Below are 16,624 nucleotides of genomic sequence, written 5' to 3'. Positions count from 1 at the left end.
CCGAACCCACCGCCTCCAAGCTCGTCTCCGACGGCGGCAGCGTCCTCCTCGACGAAACCTCCCTGTGGCCCGACAAGAAGTTCGTGATCACGAACATCATCGTGTCCCAGAAGTTCCTCAAGGAGCACCCCGACGTCGTCGAGGCCGTCCTGCGCGGCACGGTGAAGACCAACGACTGGATCCACGCCAACCAGGACAAGGCCAAGGCCTCCGCCAACGCCAAGCTCGAAGCCGACAGCGGCAAGGCCCTCGACGCGAAGGTCATCGACCCCGCCTGGCCGAGCATCGCGGTCACCGACGACCCGCTGGCCTCGACCCTCAAGACCCAGTCGGAGTGGGCCGTCAAGGCCAAGCTCATCGAGCAGCCCGACCTCGCCGGCATCTACGACCTCACGCTCCTGAACAAGGTCCTCAAGGCCGCCGGCAAGCCCGAGGTCTCCGACGCCGGCCTCGGCGCCAAGTAACCCCGCAATCCGGGGCACCCAGGAGGTGACGACCAGGGCTCCCTGAGAGCCCGTCACCCTCCCGGGTGCCCCGTCGCCCTGTTCGAACTGGCGTGTGCCGTATTCGTATGCTCCGGGCATGAAACTCTTTTGGTGGCGTGGCCGAGGCGAAGCCGCTCAGGCGACGAGCACCCCATTGGCCCAGGCCATGGCCCTGTACCAGGCCGGGCGTTATGCAGAGGCCGAGGCCGAGGCGCGGTCCGTGGCTGCGGCCCGGTCCGGGTCGCGTGACGACACGTACGCGCCGCTGGCACTGGGTATCGCCGCGCTCGCTGCGGGCGCTCAAGGCCGCCATGGCGACGCCGTCACCACGTACGACGCACTGCTGCCGGTCTTCGGCAGGATCTTCGGCGCCGAACACGCGCAGACCCTGAAGCTGCGCTCGGACCGCGCCCAAGCCATCGCCGCCCTCGGCCGGCACGCCGAATGCGAGGCGGAGTGCGCGGCCGTCGCCCGGGTCGCGGCCCGCGGCAGAGGGGCGGACATGGCGCTCATCACCACGGCCGCCCGCAACGGGCAGGTCTTCGCCCTCACCGCGCTGGGCCGCCACGCGGAGGCAGAGGCGCTGGCGTGCGAGGCGCTTGCCGCCCATCGCGTACCGGACCGGTTCACCGTGGTCCTGCGTCTCGGTCTGGCCCGCAGTCTCAATGGCCAGGACCGCCACGAAGAAGCTCTCGCTGAGGCGAAGCGGGCCGACGAGTTGCGCCGCAGTCTGCCGCAGGAGCAGCGGCGCTCGGAAACCGGTGCGGTCGAGCTGGCCATGGCCACCGCCCTCCTGGGCCTGGGGCGTGGCACGGAGGCCCGTCCGCTGGCCGCGGCCGCCCAGAGCGCCTGCGTGGCCGCTTTCGGCCCCGATCACCGTCGCACCGCGGAGGCCGAGGCGTTGCTCGACCGCATCGACAGCGCTTGAGCGGTTGGTGCGTCAGGTCCGCGCGCGGCGCGCTCTCCGGCGGTGCCACCAGCGCAGGGTGGGGTCGTTCGACAGTTCCGCGTAGACCTCACGAGCACGGCCGGCGTCCACGCCGGCCAGGAGTTCGACGGCCAGGAGCCGGGAGGGAGCGCGCCAGGTACGGTCGTGCGCGAAGGCGACCAGCATGTCGTGGCCGATGGCGTCGAGGGGGGCCGCGGGCGGGGGTGCGCCGTTCGGCTGCGCCGGCTCCTCGGCGAGGTGGGCGTGCAGGTCGGCGAGCCAGAGGGCCGCCTCGGCTCGCTGGCGGTGGGGTACGTCCTCGTCGTGGGCGAGCCGGGTGAGCAGTTCCACCCCGCGGTCGTCGCCCAGTTCCGCGAGGAAGCCGGCGGCCCTGAGACGTTTGCCCGCCTTGAGGTCGCTGTCCTGGGCCTGAGCGGCCAGTATCTCGGCGCCGTTCCGGTCGCCGAGCTTGGCCAGCCGGGCCGCGACGGGCGGCCCGCACACGCCGGAGAGGTAGGGCGAGCAGGCCAGTTCGGTCAGAACGTCCAGGCCCCGCCTGTCCCTCAGATACAACAGCGTAGTGGCAGCCTCCACCCGGTCGTCGACCTGGAAGGTCGACAGGATCCGGGCGAACATCCGCTCGATCTCGGGAGCCGAGTCGTCAGCGATCCTCTTGCGTCGTGCCGTCTTGGCCCACCAGAGCTCGCAGCGGCCGATGCGGCACAGCCTCAGCAGAGTGTCGGTGACGGCGCGGGTGACGGAAGACGGCAGCTCCGTACCCAAGTTGTGCTGGTGGGCCAGGAATCTGCATCCGTCCAGTCCGCCCCGGTTCGCAAGGTGCTCGAGCTCTTTGGTCAGCGCGGTGGTGTCGTGTTCACCGTCGTCGAGGAGGAAGCCGAAGTAGGACTCCTCCTCCCGGCCGGGCGGGTTCCAGTTCCGGCGCCCCAGCATTCGCCTGCTGACGTCCAGCTCCGGCAACACCCAGTGCCGGGACCAGCCCTTCACGAGCAGACGGGCCAGTTCGGTCGCGCGCGCCTCGGGGCTCGCGTGGCGGGCGGCGCAGTATTCGAGCAGCGTCTGGTGGAGGAAGACGATCCGCCCCGCCCGGACGGTCAACAGCCCACTGCGCAGCAGGCTCGCCTCCAGGAACGTCCGCCACTCGCCCGAGGGCACCGTGGCGGGCCGCTGGGCGGCGGGCTGCGACTCCAGGAGGTCGACCGCCGACACCGTCTCGTCCCGGCGGCGTTCGGCGGCCAGCAGGCCGATGAGCTCGGGAAGCTTCTCCAGGGTGTGCTCGGCCCGGCCGAGTACGGCGGGTCCGTACTTCTCCAGGCCGGCGTAGCGCTGCCGGGTGTCCGGCGCTGCGGCGGCGCACTGGCGTTCGTGCAGCCGCTCGGTGAACTGCCGAAAGATCATGCCGCGGCTGGTGGGCAACTCCCTGCCGGGTGAGTCGACGTGGAGCTGGCAGAGCATCGCGGCCATCAGGGGCGTGCGGGCGAGGTCGGCGATCCGCCGGAACGCCGGATCCTGCGTGAAGCGCTCGGCTGCCCGCGCCGGCTCGGGCAGCCCGAGGGCGCCGAACCAGCGGCAGGCCACCTGCTCCACGTCCTCGGGGCTGAAGGGCAGCAGGCGGTACCAGGCCACGTCCGGGCCGAGAGCGCGGAACTCGCGGGTGGGCAGCGGGCGGGCGGCGATGACGAAGCGGAACAAGTGGGCGTTGTGACTTTTCGTCAGGGCGGCCAGGGCGCCCACGACGTCGTGGCGTGCCGCCGTACTGGTGACCTCGTCCAGGCCGTCGACCAGTACGAGCCAACGCGCCCCGGCCCGCGGCGGGTGGGTGAAGAACTCGGCGGGGAAATCGTCCAGGAGGCCGTGCGGCCTGAGGTGCTCGTTCACGGCCGTGGCGAGAGCCTTGCTGAACGTGTGCTTGACCAGGGACTCCGCAGGCACCAGGACCGGCATCTCCGCCGCTTGGGCACCGGCCCAGCGGTTGAGCCCTTCCTCCAGCCAGACGCGCAGCAGGCTGGACTTTCCGCCCCCCGGCCCGGCGGTGATCACGCACACCCGCTTCTCGGCCAGGGCCCCGGCGGCCGGCAGGAATCTCAGGCCGGCACCGAGCAGCGACGCCGGGTGCCCGTCATCGGGGCTGTTCGGATCTACCGGGACGGCCAGCTGACCCCAGTGGACATCGGTCAGGGACGGCGCGGCGCCGGGCAGGAAGAAGGGGTGCGGGTGGTGTCGGGCGGCCTCCCGGGCGGCGGCGACGTAGTCGTTGAGCAGACGGCACTGCGCCTCCGCTCGGGCCCGGACGGGACGGGTGCGGGGTTCGGCCCGGTCCCGCAGGCCCTCCAGCTCCGCGCGTTCCTCTCCCTCGACGCCCAGCGCGGTGAGGAGCGCGTCGAGCGTGACGAAGTTCGGCGTGGACTTGCCCTGTTCGGCCTGGCTGATCGTTCCCACGGCGATCTCCGCCCGGGACGCCAGTTCCCTGAGCGCCCACTTGCGGGCCTGCCGGGCGTCCCTGAGCAGGGTGCCGAGACGCGCCAGTGCCTGTTGCGGAGCCAGTGCTTCCCCGTCGGCCATCGTTCCCCCACGGATCTTCCGTTCATCCTTGTTCACGCCCGCGGATGAACACCGATGGCAAAGGTTCCCATGGCCTGACAGGCACGGCCGGACCTTTCACGGATCCGATCGGCCACGAGCCCGAGGAGAACCGCGATGACCCTCATGGATCACGACCACGTACTGGCCGCCGCTGTCGGGGCGCCCGTACTCCTCGCCCTGCTGGGCCGCCTCGTCCGAGGCCGGCAACACCCGCGGGCCGAGTTCCTGCGCGGCCTGCGCGACCTCCTGACGCTGCGTATGGTCCTGCGTGACACCACGCCCGAAGAGCGTGCCGAACTGCTCGGGGCCCACCTGTCGTGGCGCCTCGGCCGCGGCGGCCGGGACAGGTCCTGACGCGAGCCGGGGGACGTCGGCGGGGCGGCGCGGGCGCGGGCGTGCCGCGGGTCGTCGTCCGGTGCGGCCGACTCGACGCGCTGACCGCCCCCGGCCGACGTCGTGGTGGGCGCCCATGGGGCCGGTTCTGCCCGCCGCGAGCGGCACGCCTCGGACGGGCACCCGCTGAAGCGGCGTACCCCGGGGGCCCTGCGGCGGAGGGATCAGCCGGCCGCCGCGGACAGGATGACGTCCACGAGACGGTCCGCGGCGTCCGGCCTGCCGTACGCCCGGGCCCGCTCCGCCATCGCCGCCCGCCGTCCGGGATCGGTCAGCAGGGGGCCGAGCACATCGCCGAGGGCCTGCGGCGTCACCTCACCGAGCAGGGCGACGGCCGCTCCCGCGTCGGCCAGGTGCCGCGCGTTGTGCGCCTGCTCGTTCCCCGCCGACGTGGCGAGCGGCACGAACACGGCCGGCTTTCCGAGCGCGGTCAGCTCCGCCATCGTCCCGGCCCCGCTGCGCGACAGCACCACATCGGCCAGCGCGAGCACGTCGGGCAGCTCCGGCCCGACGAAACCGGTGAGGTGATACCGCCCGGCGAGGACGGGGTCCAGGCCGGCGGCGGCGGTGCGGAGTTCGGCCACGTTCGCCGGGCCGCACTGGTGGATCACGTTCGCGTGGCTCAGCAGCCACGGCAGCACGTCCCGGACGACCCCGTTGATCTGCTGTGCGCCCTGCGCGCCGCCGGTGACGTACACCGTCGGCAGCCGCCGGTCGAAGCCGTACAGGGCCAGCGCCTGCACCGCCTTGTCGGGGTGGCCGGTCAGGACCTCGGGCCGCACCGGGTTTCCTGTGACGACCGCCCGGTCCCGTACTTCGGCGGGCAGCAGGTCCAGCGACGAGTCGGAGGACACGGCGATCCGCGTCGCCGAACCCGCCAGCTTCCGGTTGGCCAGACCCAGCCGGACCGTCTGCTCGTGCAGGACCAGCGGACGCCTGCACAGCCGTGCGGCGAGCCCGGCCGGCACCGCGACGTACCCGCCCGTCGCCAGCACGACGTCCGGCTCGAACTCGGACACGATCGACCGCGCCTGTGCCACGCCGAGCGGCACCCGCGCCATGTCCTTCACGTTCGCGGCGGACAGCATCTTGAGCGGGTTGGACGAGCGGCGGATCTTCCCCGTCGCCACCGTCTTGAACGCGATGCCCTCCGCCGGGGCGACCCGCGCCTCAAGGCCGTCCGCGGTACCGATCCACAGGACGTCAAGCGTGCCGCCGGCCGCCGCGAGGCGGCCCTGCAGGGTACGGATCGCCGTCAGGGCCGGATAGGTGTGACCGCCGGTCCCCCCGCCTGTCACGAGCAGCCGGAAGGAATGCGGGAGCGAAGGAGTATCCACCCGGGCAACCCTACTGTCTGATGACCGACGCCGACGCGGGGCGGCAGCCCAAAGACCAGCAGCAAGGCATCCCGCACCAACGGGCGGTACCGGCCAGCTCCGGCCGAGAGGCCGGTCGCGCCCCATGGCGGCTGACCCTGGGGCGTAGGGCCGGCGTAGGGGCCGTTGGGCTCAGGGTCACACCGGCTGCTCATATACGTCGATCTCCGAGGGCGCACGTTCAAGCAGGATGGCGAGGTGCTCTTGCATGGTGGCGAACCACTGCTCGAGGTCCGCCTCGGTGTCGTGAAAGAACCACGAGTCGAAGCACCCCAGGGCATCCAGGACCGGTTCTGGCTCGTAGCGCAGTTCGCAGTGGACCTGCACGTATTGGTCGTGCTCACCGTCGGCATCGCTGGCGCTGATGCCGAACTGCCGCGTGAGGTCCACCGTGAACATCGGTCGCCCGCTGAAGGCGTACGTGCCGTATTGGAAGAGCAACCCGTCGGCGTCGGGCGCTGCAGCTGCGTCAAAGCGCTGCCGCCCGAATCGTACGTAGGCCAGCCCCGCAGCCTTCGTGGTGAGCTCGGTCGTCGTCGACCGTCCGGCTGCCAGCTCGGCACGCAGGATGTCGGGCTTCCTCCCACCGCGGCCTGTGGGGCACGCCAACTCTCCTCGCCTCGGAAATGAGCACCCTACGGCGTGGGGCGGGGCGACCCGTCCCAAGGCACCGATGGCACCGAGGAGCCCTCCATTCCCTCGGCGACAGAAGGTCACAGCGGCGCGGGGGCTGTGGCAGAAACCGAAGGTGTGAACACCGCCGCCCTCGTGCCGGTGTGCGCCCCGCTGCTCGGCACTGCGACCACTACCGGTGAGATCCGCTCCGACCTCGACGCGTACCAGCTCATGCCGTCTGGTCTCTCCTCGTCGCGGGGCTGCGGCGTTCACGGCCGACGCCCCTGGGGCCTGTCGTCGGTCAGTCGATGACGGCGGTGGCTTCGATTTCGACCAGGTGCTCGGGGATGTCCAGTGCCGCCACGCCCAGCAGCGAGGCCGGCGGGACCGGTGCGGTGCCCAGCTTCGCGGCTGCCCGGGTGATCCCCTCCATCAGGAGGGGCATCTTGTCGGGGGTCCAGTCGACGACGTACACGGTCAGCTTCGCCACGTCGTCGAAGGAAGCGCCGACCCCGGCCAGGGCGGTGGCTACGTTGACGTAGCACTGCTCGACCTGAGCGGCGAGGTCGCCTTCGCCGACCGTGACGCCGTCGGCCTGCCAGGCGACCTGTCCGGCGACGAAGACGAGCTTCGACCCGGTAGCGATCGACACCTGACGGTAGGCGTCGATCTCCGGAAGTCCCTTGGGGTTCACCAGGGTGATGGCCATGCTGTTCGCCTCCATTGGCAGGGGCGCGCGTGAGCTCGATTCCATCGAACCAGCCACCCCGCACCCGCTCTCTTGTGGTTACTCAGGAACCGTAGGAGAGTGGCCTCTGACATGGAAGAACGCACTTTTCAGTGACTGGGGAACCCGATGGTGACCAAGCAGCTCACGGGCTCGCCCGACGATGCGGACCTCAGGCGGGCGGACTCGCTGGGGCGGGAGATCTTCTCGGACGTCGCCAACAAGTGGGCGCTCCTGATCATCGAAGCCCTGGGGGAACGCACTCTGCGCTTCAGCGTGTTGCGTGACGAGGTCGAAGGCGTCAGCCACAAGATGCTGACGCAGAACCTGCGGATGCTGGAGCGGTACGGGCTGCTCGAGCGGACCGTGTACCCCACCGTGCCGCCGCGGGTGGAGTACACCCTCACCGAGCCGGGCCAGGCCCTGCGGGCGACGATCGACGGGCTGTGCGACTGGACCCACCGGTACTTCGGTCACATCGAGGCCTCCCGCCGCCGCTTCGACGCCTGAGTACGAAGAGCTCGGGTACGCCCGCGGATCGCCAAGCCCGACCGGGGGCTCAGCGGTTCGCCGGCGCGGTCCTCAATCCCTCGAGCAGCGCGGTCAGGTAGCGGCGCCCCGCGTCGGTCCGCTCTGCCGGGCCGCCGCCGTGGACGTGCACGGCGTATGCGATGCCGCACATCAGCGGTACCAGGTCGGCCGGGGTGAGGTCGGCGCGGACCACCCCGGCTTCGCGGGCCCGTTCGAGGAGGGTCTTGCCGGCCGACCACAGGGACCCCTTGAGCTCGGCGGTCCGCGACAGGGCGTCGGTGGTCGCAGCCGTGACCGGCGCCAGCGAGGCGTCGGTCACCTGCGCCTCCACCGTGCGGAACAGGAAGCCTTCCAGCGCGCGCCAGGGATCGGTGTCTGCCACCGCCTCCCGGCCGTGGGCCGCCAGGGACTCGAGGCACGGGGTGGCCACGGTCTCGAGGAGCGCCTCCGGCGTGGCGAAGTGACGGTAGACGGTGCCGACGCCGAGTCCGGAGCGGCGGGCGACGTCGTTGAGCTGCAGGGGGACGCCCTGGTCGACCAGGTCGCGGGCGACGGCCACGATCCGGTCCCAGTTGCGGGCCGCGTCCTTGCGCAGTGGCGTCGTCGTCATGGGCCCATCCTAATCGGATGGGCCATCCGGTCCGCCCCGCGCCGGCCCGGGCCGAGGCCGGGTCAGCCCGGGTCCGGGAGGGTGACGGTGAGCGGCGCATGGCGTTCGCCGAGCCGGCGCACGGCCGCGGCCAGGCGGGGATCGGTCGCCGGGCGGAACGGCCGCACCGGGCGCGCCCCGGACCCGATGACGACGCCCGTACGACCCGTCAGGGCCGGGTCGGTGGCCGCGACGATCGACGGTCTGGCCGCCACGGACGCCGGACCGGACGTCGAGCGTTCGAACCTGCGGCGCACCAGCGGCCACAGCAGCCGCAGGGCAGGCGAGACGATCTCCGGGTCGGAGAGGGTGCCGTCGGTCATGTCGGTTGCGGCGCCTCCCGGGTCGGCGGCGAAGACCGATACGCCCGTACCGTCCAGCCGCCAGGCCAGGTCGAGGGTGTACGCGAGGTTGGCGAGCTTGGCACGTCCGTACCAGTGGAAGCCGTAGTAGCCGCCGGGCGGTTCCACAGCTTCGAACACCCGCTTCGCGGCCACGACCGCGCCGGACGTGACGTTCACGATCCTGCCGGACCCGCCCGCCGTGAACGTGGGCAGCAACAGTTCGGTCAGGAGGTACGGCGAGAGGTGGTTGACCACGAAGGATGCCTCGACGCCACCCAGGTCATGCCGCTTCGGGTACATGGCCCCGATGTTGTTGACCAGCACGGCCGGCGGCTCGCCCGCCGCGGCGCATTCCGCGGCGATCCGGCCGGCGAGGTCGCGCACTTCGTCGAGGGAGGAGAGGTCGGCGGGGAGGAACCGGCCGGGGCGGTCAGGGTTGACCGCGCTGATCCGGCGGACCGCCTGGGCGCCGCGGTCGGCGTTCCGGCCGACCACGGTGACGGAGAGGCCGGCGGCTGCCAGCCCGAGCGCCGTCTCCAGACCGATGCCACCGGTGCCGGCCGTCACCACGGCCACACCCCTGCCACTGCCGTTCCTCTCGCCCTTCCCCCTCCCCATCCCGGTCCCGGTCCCGGCATCGTTCCCGTTCCCGTTCCCGTTCCCGGTTCCGGTTCCGTTCCAGCTGTTCATGCCCACCCCTCCCACACCCGTATCCGGATGGCGAATCCGCTTCGTGGGTGACAGTAACAGAAATACGGATGACCTATCCGGTTGATGCGCGCGGGAAGGGAGAAGCGGGGGGGGGGTGAGAGGGGTGACGGCTTGCCGGTGAACCGTCGGCATCCGGAGGCCATCGCCGCAGTTGCGGCCGTTGCGCCGCGGGCCGTTCGGGCTGTCCGACGCAGCGGTTACCCTGCTGTGCACCGTACGTGATCACCTTGGAGGAACACCCGTGCCCGAACCGCATCCCGGGAACCGTCCCACCCTGGAGGCCGTCGCGGCGCTCGCCGGGGTGTCCCGGGCCACCGCCTCCCGCGTGGTCAACGGCGGCGACGGCGTCCGTGCGCATCTGGCGGAGAGGGTGCGCGAGGCCATCCGGGACCTGGGGTACGTCCCCAATCCCGCGGCCCGCACCCTGGTGACCCGCCGCACCGGAGCCGTCGCGGTGATCATCGCCGAGCCGGAGGTCCGGATATTCTCGGACCCCTTCTTCTCCCACCAGGTCCGCGGCATCAGCAAGGAGTTGACCGCGCACGACGCCCAGTTGGTCCTGCTGCTGGTGGAGGGCCGCGGCGACTACGACCGCATCGAGCGCTACCTGGCCGGCGGCCACGTCGACGGGGCACTCGCCTTCTCCCTGCACACCGACGATCCGCTGCCCGCCATCACCCGGCGCATCGGCATGCCCACGGTCTACGGCGGCCGCCCCGGCTGGACCGCCGGGCCCGGGGAGAACGAGGGCGTGGCCTACGTCGACGCGGACAACCGCGGGGGCGCGCGGGACGCCGTACGGTACCTGCTCGCGCAGGGTCGGCGGCGGGTCGCGCACATCGCCGGTCCGCTCGACCAGACCTCGGCGGCCGACCGGCTCAGCGGCTACCGGGACGTGCTTCCGGCCGGTGCCCCCGACCTGTTCGCCGAAGGGGACTTCACCCCGGCGGGCGGGGCCCGTGCGATGGCCGAGCTGCTGGACCGCGACCCCGGGATCGACGCCGTCTTCGCCGGGAACGACCTGATGGCCACCGGCGCGCTACGGGTGCTGCGGGAGCGGGGCCGGACGGTGCCGCAGGACGTGGCGCTGGTGGGCTTCGACGACGCCGCGTCCGTGGCGGAGGCCACCGAACCGCCGCTGACCACCGTGCGTCAGGACATCGAGGGGATGGGGCGCATGATGGCGCAGCTGTTGATGCGCACCCTGGACGGAAGTCCGGAGGAACGGGCCACGGTCGGTCCGGTGATCACCGCGACCTCGCTGGTCCGGCGCGCGTCCGCCTGAAGCGCGACCCGCGCCGCGCGGCCCGTCACAGCCCGAGCCCGCCGACACGGCCGCCGAACCGCCGAGCCACCGGGCCCGCCTCACAGCGGGTCCCGGCGGCCGGGCCGAGCGGAGGGACGTCCGGGATCAGCGGGATCAGCGGCGCACGGGGCACTGCTTCCAGGAGAAGTGGTAGATGCTGTTGAAGCCGCCGTCCGTCGAGTCGAGGGCCATGAAGCTGGTCTGCGACGGGTCGGAAGTGCCCACTTCGGCGCGCAGTTCGGTGTTGATGTTGAAGTTGCGCTGCTCGCCGCAGGGTGCGAACACCAGGGCCTCGATGCCCGTGGTGTCGGTCGCCTGCCAGTTGTCCTCGTAGCGGCCGTTGAACTTGTGGGTGCGCTGGGCGGTCTGGCTCATGCCCTGGAAGTAGTAACTGGCCTTCTGGGTGCCGATCGCGCCTTCCTGCAGGCTGCCGAAGCCCCGGTAGTCGACCTTCGCCACGGCGTAGGTGTAGCCCTGGGGGACGTGCACCTGGAGGGAGAGGAGACAGTTCTTGCGGCCTTCGGTGGCGGGGACGCCACCGCCGGCCTGGGCCAGGTACTCGCTGTAGGTGACGGTGAAGGCCGAGTTGTCCGGCGCCACCGCGACGGCGGCGCTGCCTGGGCGGCAACCCGATCCGTTGACGGAGGCGACGTCCACGGTCACCTGATCGGCGGGTGCCGAGGGGGAGGCCCCGGCCGTGGGGGTCAGCGTGACGAGCGTTGCGGTCACGGCGGCTGCGGTGAATCCGGTACGGAGCGAGTTGATCACACCGTCATGGATAGCCCTCGGCGGCCGCACCGAAGAGCCGACGGGTACGCGGTCTCACCTCGATGGCCGAAACGATTCACCGCAGAAACGATCAACCAGCCCCTACCCCTCCGCCGAACGGCCGCAGGCGGCGCGGAGCACCGAGTCGCACCGGCCATCAAGTCCCGCTTGTCCTAATATCGGCGAGATCCTTCAGACCCTGCGGTGAGGAGACCCATGTCCCGCGTACGACGGTCCGCCGCCCGGGCGGCGCTGGCGCTGGCCACCGTCCTGGCCGTCACGGCGACAGGGCACGCACCCGTGTTCGCCGCGCTCCGGCACACCGGCGACGAGACCGCCGTGCTCGGCGAGGAGCACGCCCGCGCGCACGCCCGGTTGCGCCAGGCGGCCAAGGGCACCCAGGGCTATCCGCAGGCGAAGCGCACGGCCAGCCTGGCCTCGCTGGAGAGGTCCCAGCGCAGGGCCAACGCCGGTTTCGACGCGGCACGGTTCGGCCGCTTCACGGAGTTCTTCCCCTCGCCCGACTTCGGCGTCCACGTGGCCCAGCTGCCGACGGGCAAGGTGCTGCTCTTCTCCTTCGAGCGGGTGGAGGCCGATCCCACCAAGGAGACCGGCCCGACGAACACGGTGGGGCGGACGAACGCCGGCCGGGCCTACCTCTGGGACCCCGCCAAGGGCACCGGCGCCCGGGCCTTCAAGAACGTGCCGCCGCCGGTGGTGCTGATGCCCGACGGCACCTACGCCCCGCGCCCGGCGCCGTTCTTCTGCGCCGGGCACTCCTACCTCCCCAACGGCATGGTCGGGGTCTTCGGCGGCAACGTCGGCGGCAAGGGCGGCAGCGGCGCCAAGCTGTCCTTCGTGTTCGACCCGTGGACCGAGACCTGGTTCCGCAACCGCGACATGGCCGTCGGCCGCTGGTACCCCTCCGTCGTGACCGGCGCGGACGGCCGGCAGATCATCATGTCCGGCCAGTCCGAGCGCGGTACGGGCACCCCCACTCCGGTCGTGGAGCGCTTCCCCGCGCTGGGGCGCCCCGTCCCCTGGCGCCCGTTCGACATCCCGGTGAGCGTCCCGGCGCAGCGGCTCCGCTCCGAGGCTCCCTTCCGCAACGACTATCCGCACCTCTTCTCCCTGCGGGACGGGATGATCTACGGACTCGGCCGCGACGCCGACCAGCAGTGGCTGTTCGATCCGGTCAAGGACGTGCGCACCGACCTGCCCCGGCGGCCCGCCGACTTCCGGGGCTACGGTTCGGCCGTGCCGCTGCCGGCCGGCTTCCGCGGCCCGGACTCCGTCCTGGTGCTCGGCGGCGACCCGCGCGACCCGCTCACGTACCGACTGTCCGGCGGTCGCTGGAGCATCGAGGAGCCGAGGGCCTTCGGCCGCACCCAGGACGGCACCCTGATCCTGCCGGACGGCACGCTGCTCACGGTGAACGGCGCCCTGGACACCCGGGACTACGGCAACGGACCCTTCAACCCGAAGGCCGACCTGAAGTACCGGCAGATCGAACTCCGCGACGCGCGCGGGCACTGGAAGCTCGGGCCGGCCCAGCGGCTGCCCCGCGGCTACCACTCCAACGCCCTGGTCCTGCCGGACGGCCGGATGATGGTCACCGGCGACGAACTCCAGCAGATCGCCAACGACCCGGACATGAAGGACGGGATGGACGGCAGCATCGAGCTGTACGAGCCCGCCTACCTGCACCGGGGAGCGCGCCCGGCGCTCGACCGGGCGCCGGCGGGCGAGCTCGGCCACGACACGGCCTTCCAGGTCACGAGCTCGACGGCGAAGGACGTCAAGCGCGCCGTGCTGCTGGCGCCGACCACCGTCACGCACTCGGTGAACACCAGCCAGCGCCACCTGGACCTGCGCATCACCGGTGTGCACGGCTCCACGATCGGGCTTCGGACCCCGCCGAGCGCGGCCGACGCCCCGCCCGGCTACTACATGCTCTTCCTGCTCGACGCGAAGGGCGTGCCCAGCACGGCGAAGTGGGTGAAGCTGGGCATTCGCCCGCGCTCACACTGAGCGCTCACGGCCCCGACGGCGGCGCGCTCACGGCCCCGGCAGCCGGTGGTTCGACCTTCGCCAGCCAGGTCGTCAGGAGCTGCTCCAACTGCGCGGCCTCCTGCGGCGCCAGGACGTCCAGGAGGCTCCGCTCGTTGCGCATGTGCTCGGCGAAGGCCTGGTCGATCAGGTCCCGTCCGGCCGGTGTGAGCGCGACCACCCGGCCCCGGCCGTCGGCGGCCGAGCGGCGGCGGGTGACCAGCCCGTCACGTTCGAGGCGGTCGATCCGCTTGCTCATGGCACCCGTCGTCACCATGGTGTGCGCGGCGAGCTCGCCGGGTGCCCGCTCGAACGGCTCCCCCGCGCGGCGCAGGGTGGCCAGGACGTCGAACTCGCCTTCGCCGAGGCCGTACTTGCGGTAGACGAGGGTGAGGCGGTCGGTCAGGAGCAGGCCGAGCCGGTGCAGCCGCCCGATCACGCCTTGGGGGCTGACGTCGACGTCGGGCCGTTCGCGGGCCCATTCGTCCTGGATGCGGGCCACGTGGTCCTTGGGCTGGGGTTTCACGGGAACAGCATAACGTTAGCTTCCATGGAAGGTATTGTATCTTCCATGGAAGACAATCTTCGGTGGTCACTGGTCACGGCGATGGCCCCGGTGGCGTGGGGCACGACCTATTTCGTCACCCGCGAGTTCCTGCCCGCCGGCCACCCGCTCTACGGGGGCGTCATCCGGGCCCTGCCGGCCGGGCTGCTGCTGCTCGCCGCAGGCCGGCGGCTGCCGAGCGGCAGCTGGTGGTGGCGGGCCCCGCTGCTCGGAGTCCTCAACATGGGCGGCTTCTTCGCCCTGGTGTACGTGGCCGCGCAGCGGCTGCCGACCAGCGTGGCCTCGACCGTCATGGCGACGGCTCCGCTGGTGATGATGCTGTTCGCCTGGGCGCTGCTGGCCGAGCGGCCGGGGTCGCGGCACCTGGCCGGTGCGGGCGTGGGGGTCGGCGGCGTCTGCCTGATGCTGCTGACCCCCGGCGCACCGCTCGACCTCCTCGGCGTGCTCGCCTCGGCCGCCGCCATGGGGATGGCCTCGCTCGGCTACGTCCTGGCCAAGCGGTGGGGCGCCGGGGTGGACGTGCTCTCGTCGACGGCCTGGCAGCTACTGGGCGGCGGGCTGCTCCTGCTTCCCCTCGCGGTCGCCGTGGAGGGGGCCCCGCCACACCTGGACGGCCCCGGGCTGGCCGGCTTCGGCTACGTGACCGTGGTGGCGACCGCGGTGGCCTTCGCCGCCTGGTTCGCGGGGCTGCGGCACCTGCCCGCCGGGACCGTCGGGCTGCTCGGCCTGCTCAATCCGGTGACAGGGGTCCTGCTGGGCACGGCCGTCTCCGGGGAGTCCCTCGGCCCGCTGCAGATCTGCGGCCTGGCGCTCGCGCTGACCGGGGTGCTCCTGGGCCGCCCGACGGCGCCGCGCCCGCGCCCGGAGACTCCGCGACGGGCGCGGGCCGGGGCCCCGGGGAGCACCCGCTGAGGGTGCGCACGCGACCGCCCCCGAACCGTGTCCGGGGACTACCCGCTGACGGTCTCGGCCGCGTGAGCGGGACCGAAGCGGACCACCGCCGCCCGCCCGGCCGTACGCAGGACCAGGTCCGGCCCGTCCGTCAGCAGGGCGGCGTCGTACGGAGCCAGTTCCGCGACGCGGCCCGGCCCGGGGCCACCGCCGGATCCCGCGTCACCGGACCGGTGCAGCACGGCCGGCCCGTCCAGGGCCACGACCAGCAGGGTCTCCCCCGGCGGCACGACGAGCGCGAGCGCGCCCCGTACGACTGCGGTCTCCGCCCGGGTCTCGCTGCGCCGGTACATCACGTTGAAGTTGACCACCGGCCCGTCGAGGAGCCGGCAGTCCGTCGGCTCGTCCCCGGCGAAGTCACGCGGCGCGAACCGCTCGTCCACGAGGTGGCGGACGCCGGCCACCGCGAGGTCCATGCCCGCGCCTTCGGCCAGGGTGAGCGTGCGGTCGACCCCCGGGAAGGACGAGAAGGGGCCGTCGGCGGCGACCTCCGCGAGGCTCACCCGCCAGGCGAAGTCCCCGGTGCCGGCGCCTTCGGGCCGTGCGGCGATCTCGCGGGTGACTCCCCCGCCGTTCTTCCACGGGGTCGCGCCGCGGTCGGCCGCCCGCAGGAGGCGGAGCCCGTCGCCGCGGCTCACGCGGTCGGCCCGGTCAGCCGCGCGGCCAGTTCCGCGGCGTCGCCGAGGAACCACGCCTGGCGCCCGCGGTTGCACTCGCGGACGAAGTCGCGCAGCGCCGAACTCGACGCCGTGTGGCGGGAGATGTCGCCGAGGACGACGATGCCGACGCGGTACTGGGCGAACTTCTGGATGATCTCCCCGGCGATCCGGGTGCTCAGCCGGAAGAACCCGTCGTCGAACCGTTCGGCGGGGATCACGACCCACTGCGCGCCCTGGTAGGAGGCGTCACCGATGCAGTCCAGGGCATCGCGTTCGCCCGCGATGACCTCGCCCTCGGCCGCGCACATCAGGACGGGTACGTCATTGATCGTCTGCAGGGTGCTCATGGAGGTCGAGGCTAGTTCGGGACGCCGACGACGTCGACGCGCTTCCCTCGACGCTTCACTCGACGCTCCAGGCGAGACGTCTCAGGCGAGGCGCTTCAGGCGCCCTTCTCCATCGAGGGGCGCAGGCGTCCCAGCAGGGCGTACAGCGTCGCGCTCTCGGCCTCGTCGAGGGTGTCGAGGGCGCCGTGCATGTCCTGCATCTCCTCGCGGACCCGGCGGATGACCTCGCGGCCCGCGTCCGTGGCCACGACGTTCTTCACGCGCCGGTCGGCGGGGTCCGGCTCCCGGCGCACCAGCTCGCGGGCCTCCAGGCGGTCGACGATGCCGGTCACGTTCGAGGCGTCGCACACCAGCAGGGCGGCGAGGCCGCGCATGGGCACGGGCCCGTCGAGCTGGGCGAGGACCCTGGCCTGCGTGGAGGTGAGTCCGTGCTGGGCGGCCGCGGCCGCGAACTCGCGCCATTGGGCGGTGCCGATGGCCGCGAGCAGTTCCAGCAGCTGGAGCTTGGTGGGGGTGTGCGTGGCGGTGTCGCTCATACCTGGAGCGTACTCAGGATGTTTGACATTATCAATTGTTTACTTGACCACCTTAACTATCGACGTCTACCGTCAGTCGAGTT

Annotated in this window: 18 protein-coding genes; 7 read left to right on the top strand and 11 right to left on the bottom strand. The window is 72.1% G+C overall.

Going from position 1 to position 16,624, the window contains the following annotated elements; all coding sequences use genetic code 11:
- Nucleotides 1–464, top strand: a 464-nt coding sequence (locus tag ACFYP3_RS03560; RefSeq protein WP_388826073.1) for an ABC transporter substrate-binding protein, incomplete at its 5' end; no start/stop codon positions are given.
- 187 nt (nt 465–651) lie between these two features.
- On the top strand, nt 652–1,413 hold the full coding sequence (locus tag ACFYP3_RS03555; protein WP_388826070.1) for a tetratricopeptide repeat protein: 762 nt from the start codon (nt 652–654) through the stop codon (nt 1,411–1,413).
- Between the two features lie 12 nt (nt 1,414–1,425).
- Here the strand turns inward: ACFYP3_RS03555 and ACFYP3_RS03550 are convergent, their stop codons facing one another.
- Nucleotides 1,426–3,993: an NACHT domain-containing protein gene (locus ACFYP3_RS03550; RefSeq protein ID WP_388826067.1), complete on the bottom strand. Its 2,568-nt coding sequence runs from the start codon at nt 3,991–3,993 to the stop codon at nt 1,426–1,428.
- Between the two features lie 135 nt (nt 3,994–4,128).
- On the opposite strand from ACFYP3_RS03550, the gene ACFYP3_RS03545 reads away from it, so the two are divergent.
- Nucleotides 4,129–4,368 carry a hypothetical protein gene (locus tag ACFYP3_RS03545; protein ID WP_388826064.1) on the top strand — a complete coding sequence of 80 codons (240 nt, stop codon included), beginning with the start codon at nt 4,129–4,131 and terminating at the stop codon, nt 4,366–4,368.
- A 203-nt stretch (nt 4,369–4,571) separates the two neighbouring features.
- Here the strand turns inward: ACFYP3_RS03545 and ACFYP3_RS03540 are convergent, their stop codons facing one another.
- The 3 genes from ACFYP3_RS03540 to ACFYP3_RS03530 form a co-directional block, all read right to left on the bottom strand.
- A complete protein-coding gene (locus tag ACFYP3_RS03540; protein ID WP_388826061.1) occupies nt 4,572–5,744 on the bottom strand; it encodes a glycosyltransferase in 1,173 nt (390 codons plus the stop codon).
- Nucleotides 5,745–5,921: 177 nt separating this feature from the next.
- Nucleotides 5,922–6,392: a hypothetical protein gene (locus ACFYP3_RS03535; RefSeq protein ID WP_388826058.1), complete on the bottom strand. Its 471-nt coding sequence runs from the start codon at nt 6,390–6,392 to the stop codon at nt 5,922–5,924.
- Between the two features lie 307 nt (nt 6,393–6,699).
- The gene (locus ACFYP3_RS03530; RefSeq protein ID WP_388826054.1) at nt 6,700–7,107 is read right to left on the bottom strand and encodes a RidA family protein; all 408 of its coding nucleotides are present in this window, start codon (nt 7,105–7,107) and stop codon (nt 6,700–6,702) included.
- A 147-nt stretch (nt 7,108–7,254) separates the two neighbouring features.
- On the opposite strand from ACFYP3_RS03530, the gene ACFYP3_RS03525 reads away from it, so the two are divergent.
- The gene (locus ACFYP3_RS03525; RefSeq protein ID WP_388826051.1) at nt 7,255–7,635 is read left to right on the top strand and encodes a winged helix-turn-helix transcriptional regulator; all 381 of its coding nucleotides are present in this window, start codon (nt 7,255–7,257) and stop codon (nt 7,633–7,635) included.
- Between the two features lie 49 nt (nt 7,636–7,684).
- Here the strand turns inward: ACFYP3_RS03525 and ACFYP3_RS03520 are convergent, their stop codons facing one another.
- Entirely contained in the window at nt 7,685–8,266 is a 582-nt protein-coding gene (locus ACFYP3_RS03520) for a TetR/AcrR family transcriptional regulator (RefSeq protein ID WP_388826048.1), read from the bottom strand.
- A gap of 62 nt (nt 8,267–8,328) precedes the next feature.
- Nucleotides 8,329–9,219 (bottom strand): SDR family NAD(P)-dependent oxidoreductase, encoded by an 891-nt coding sequence (locus ACFYP3_RS03515; RefSeq protein WP_388826045.1) that lies wholly within the window; start codon nt 9,217–9,219, stop codon nt 8,329–8,331.
- Between the two features lie 382 nt (nt 9,220–9,601).
- Here ACFYP3_RS03515 and ACFYP3_RS03510 point away from each other — a divergent pair, with 382 nt between their 5' ends.
- Complete coding sequence (locus ACFYP3_RS03510) at nt 9,602–10,645, top strand: LacI family DNA-binding transcriptional regulator (RefSeq protein ID WP_388826042.1); 1,044 nt, start codon at nt 9,602–9,604, stop codon at nt 10,643–10,645.
- A 135-nt stretch (nt 10,646–10,780) separates the two neighbouring features.
- Here the strand turns inward: ACFYP3_RS03510 and ACFYP3_RS03505 are convergent, their stop codons facing one another.
- On the bottom strand, nt 10,781–11,434 hold the full coding sequence (locus ACFYP3_RS03505) for a DUF4360 domain-containing protein (protein WP_388826039.1): 654 nt from the start codon (nt 11,432–11,434) through the stop codon (nt 10,781–10,783).
- 216 nt (nt 11,435–11,650) lie between these two features.
- On the opposite strand from ACFYP3_RS03505, the gene ACFYP3_RS03500 reads away from it, so the two are divergent.
- Nucleotides 11,651–13,465 (top strand): galactose oxidase-like domain-containing protein, encoded by a 1,815-nt coding sequence (locus ACFYP3_RS03500; RefSeq protein ID WP_388826036.1) that lies wholly within the window; start codon nt 11,651–11,653, stop codon nt 13,463–13,465.
- Nucleotides 13,466–13,469: 4 nt separating this feature from the next.
- Here the strand turns inward: ACFYP3_RS03500 and ACFYP3_RS03495 are convergent, their stop codons facing one another.
- The gene (locus ACFYP3_RS03495) at nt 13,470–13,985 is read right to left on the bottom strand and encodes a MarR family winged helix-turn-helix transcriptional regulator (RefSeq protein WP_388826108.1); all 516 of its coding nucleotides are present in this window, start codon (nt 13,983–13,985) and stop codon (nt 13,470–13,472) included.
- Between the two features lie 69 nt (nt 13,986–14,054).
- On the opposite strand from ACFYP3_RS03495, the gene ACFYP3_RS03490 reads away from it, so the two are divergent.
- Nucleotides 14,055–14,960 carry an EamA family transporter gene (locus ACFYP3_RS03490; RefSeq protein ID WP_388826033.1) on the top strand — a complete coding sequence of 302 codons (906 nt, stop codon included), beginning with the start codon at nt 14,055–14,057 and terminating at the stop codon, nt 14,958–14,960.
- Between the two features lie 38 nt (nt 14,961–14,998).
- Here the strand turns inward: ACFYP3_RS03490 and ACFYP3_RS03485 are convergent, their stop codons facing one another.
- The 3 genes from ACFYP3_RS03485 to ACFYP3_RS03475 all read right to left on the bottom strand — a co-directional run bounded on the left by ACFYP3_RS03485 (nt 14,999) and on the right by ACFYP3_RS03475 (nt 16,541).
- A complete protein-coding gene (locus tag ACFYP3_RS03485) occupies nt 14,999–15,637 on the bottom strand; it encodes a HutD family protein (protein WP_388826030.1) in 639 nt (212 codons plus the stop codon).
- Nucleotides 15,634–16,005 (bottom strand): DUF4180 domain-containing protein, encoded by a 372-nt coding sequence (locus ACFYP3_RS03480; RefSeq protein ID WP_388826027.1) that lies wholly within the window; start codon nt 16,003–16,005, stop codon nt 15,634–15,636. The genes ACFYP3_RS03485 and ACFYP3_RS03480 overlap by 4 nt, the downstream gene beginning before the upstream one ends.
- A gap of 95 nt (nt 16,006–16,100) precedes the next feature.
- Nucleotides 16,101–16,541 carry a MarR family winged helix-turn-helix transcriptional regulator gene (locus tag ACFYP3_RS03475; protein WP_388480263.1) on the bottom strand — a complete coding sequence of 147 codons (441 nt, stop codon included), beginning with the start codon at nt 16,539–16,541 and terminating at the stop codon, nt 16,101–16,103.
- Between the last annotated feature and the right edge of the window lie 83 nt (nt 16,542–16,624).

Source organism: Streptomyces sp. NPDC005533 (assembly GCF_042871845.1).
Taxonomy (GTDB): domain Bacteria; phylum Actinomycetota; class Actinomycetes; order Streptomycetales; family Streptomycetaceae; genus Streptomyces.
This window is presented reverse-complemented; position numbering and strand designations above follow the sequence as displayed.

What these genes read in the sequence shown, in the direction of transcription:
- ACFYP3_RS03555 (WP_388826070.1), top strand. Translation starts at nt 652, where the DNA reads ATGGCCCTGTACCAGGCCGGGCGTTATGCAGAGGCCGAGGCCGAGGCG.
- ACFYP3_RS03545 (WP_388826064.1), top strand. Translation starts at nt 4,129, where the DNA reads ATGACCCTCATGGATCACGACCACGTACTGGCCGCCGCTGTCGGGGCG.
- ACFYP3_RS03525 (WP_388826051.1), top strand. Translation starts at nt 7,255, where the DNA reads ATGGTGACCAAGCAGCTCACGGGCTCGCCCGACGATGCGGACCTCAGG.
- ACFYP3_RS03480 (WP_388826027.1), bottom strand. Translation starts at nt 16,005, where the DNA reads ATGAGCACCCTGCAGACGATCAATGACGTACCCGTCCTGATGTGCGCG.
- ACFYP3_RS03490 (WP_388826033.1), top strand. Translation starts at nt 14,055, where the DNA reads ATGGAAGACAATCTTCGGTGGTCACTGGTCACGGCGATGGCCCCGGTG.
- ACFYP3_RS03530 (WP_388826054.1), bottom strand. Translation starts at nt 7,107, where the DNA reads ATGGCCATCACCCTGGTGAACCCCAAGGGACTTCCGGAGATCGACGCC.
- ACFYP3_RS03500 (WP_388826036.1), top strand. Translation starts at nt 11,651, where the DNA reads ATGTCCCGCGTACGACGGTCCGCCGCCCGGGCGGCGCTGGCGCTGGCC.
- ACFYP3_RS03520 (WP_388826048.1), bottom strand. Translation starts at nt 8,266, where the DNA reads ATGACGACGACGCCACTGCGCAAGGACGCGGCCCGCAACTGGGACCGG.
- ACFYP3_RS03475 (WP_388480263.1), bottom strand. Translation starts at nt 16,541, where the DNA reads ATGAGCGACACCGCCACGCACACCCCCACCAAGCTCCAGCTGCTGGAA.
- ACFYP3_RS03550 (WP_388826067.1), bottom strand. Translation starts at nt 3,993, where the DNA reads ATGGCCGACGGGGAAGCACTGGCTCCGCAACAGGCACTGGCGCGTCTC.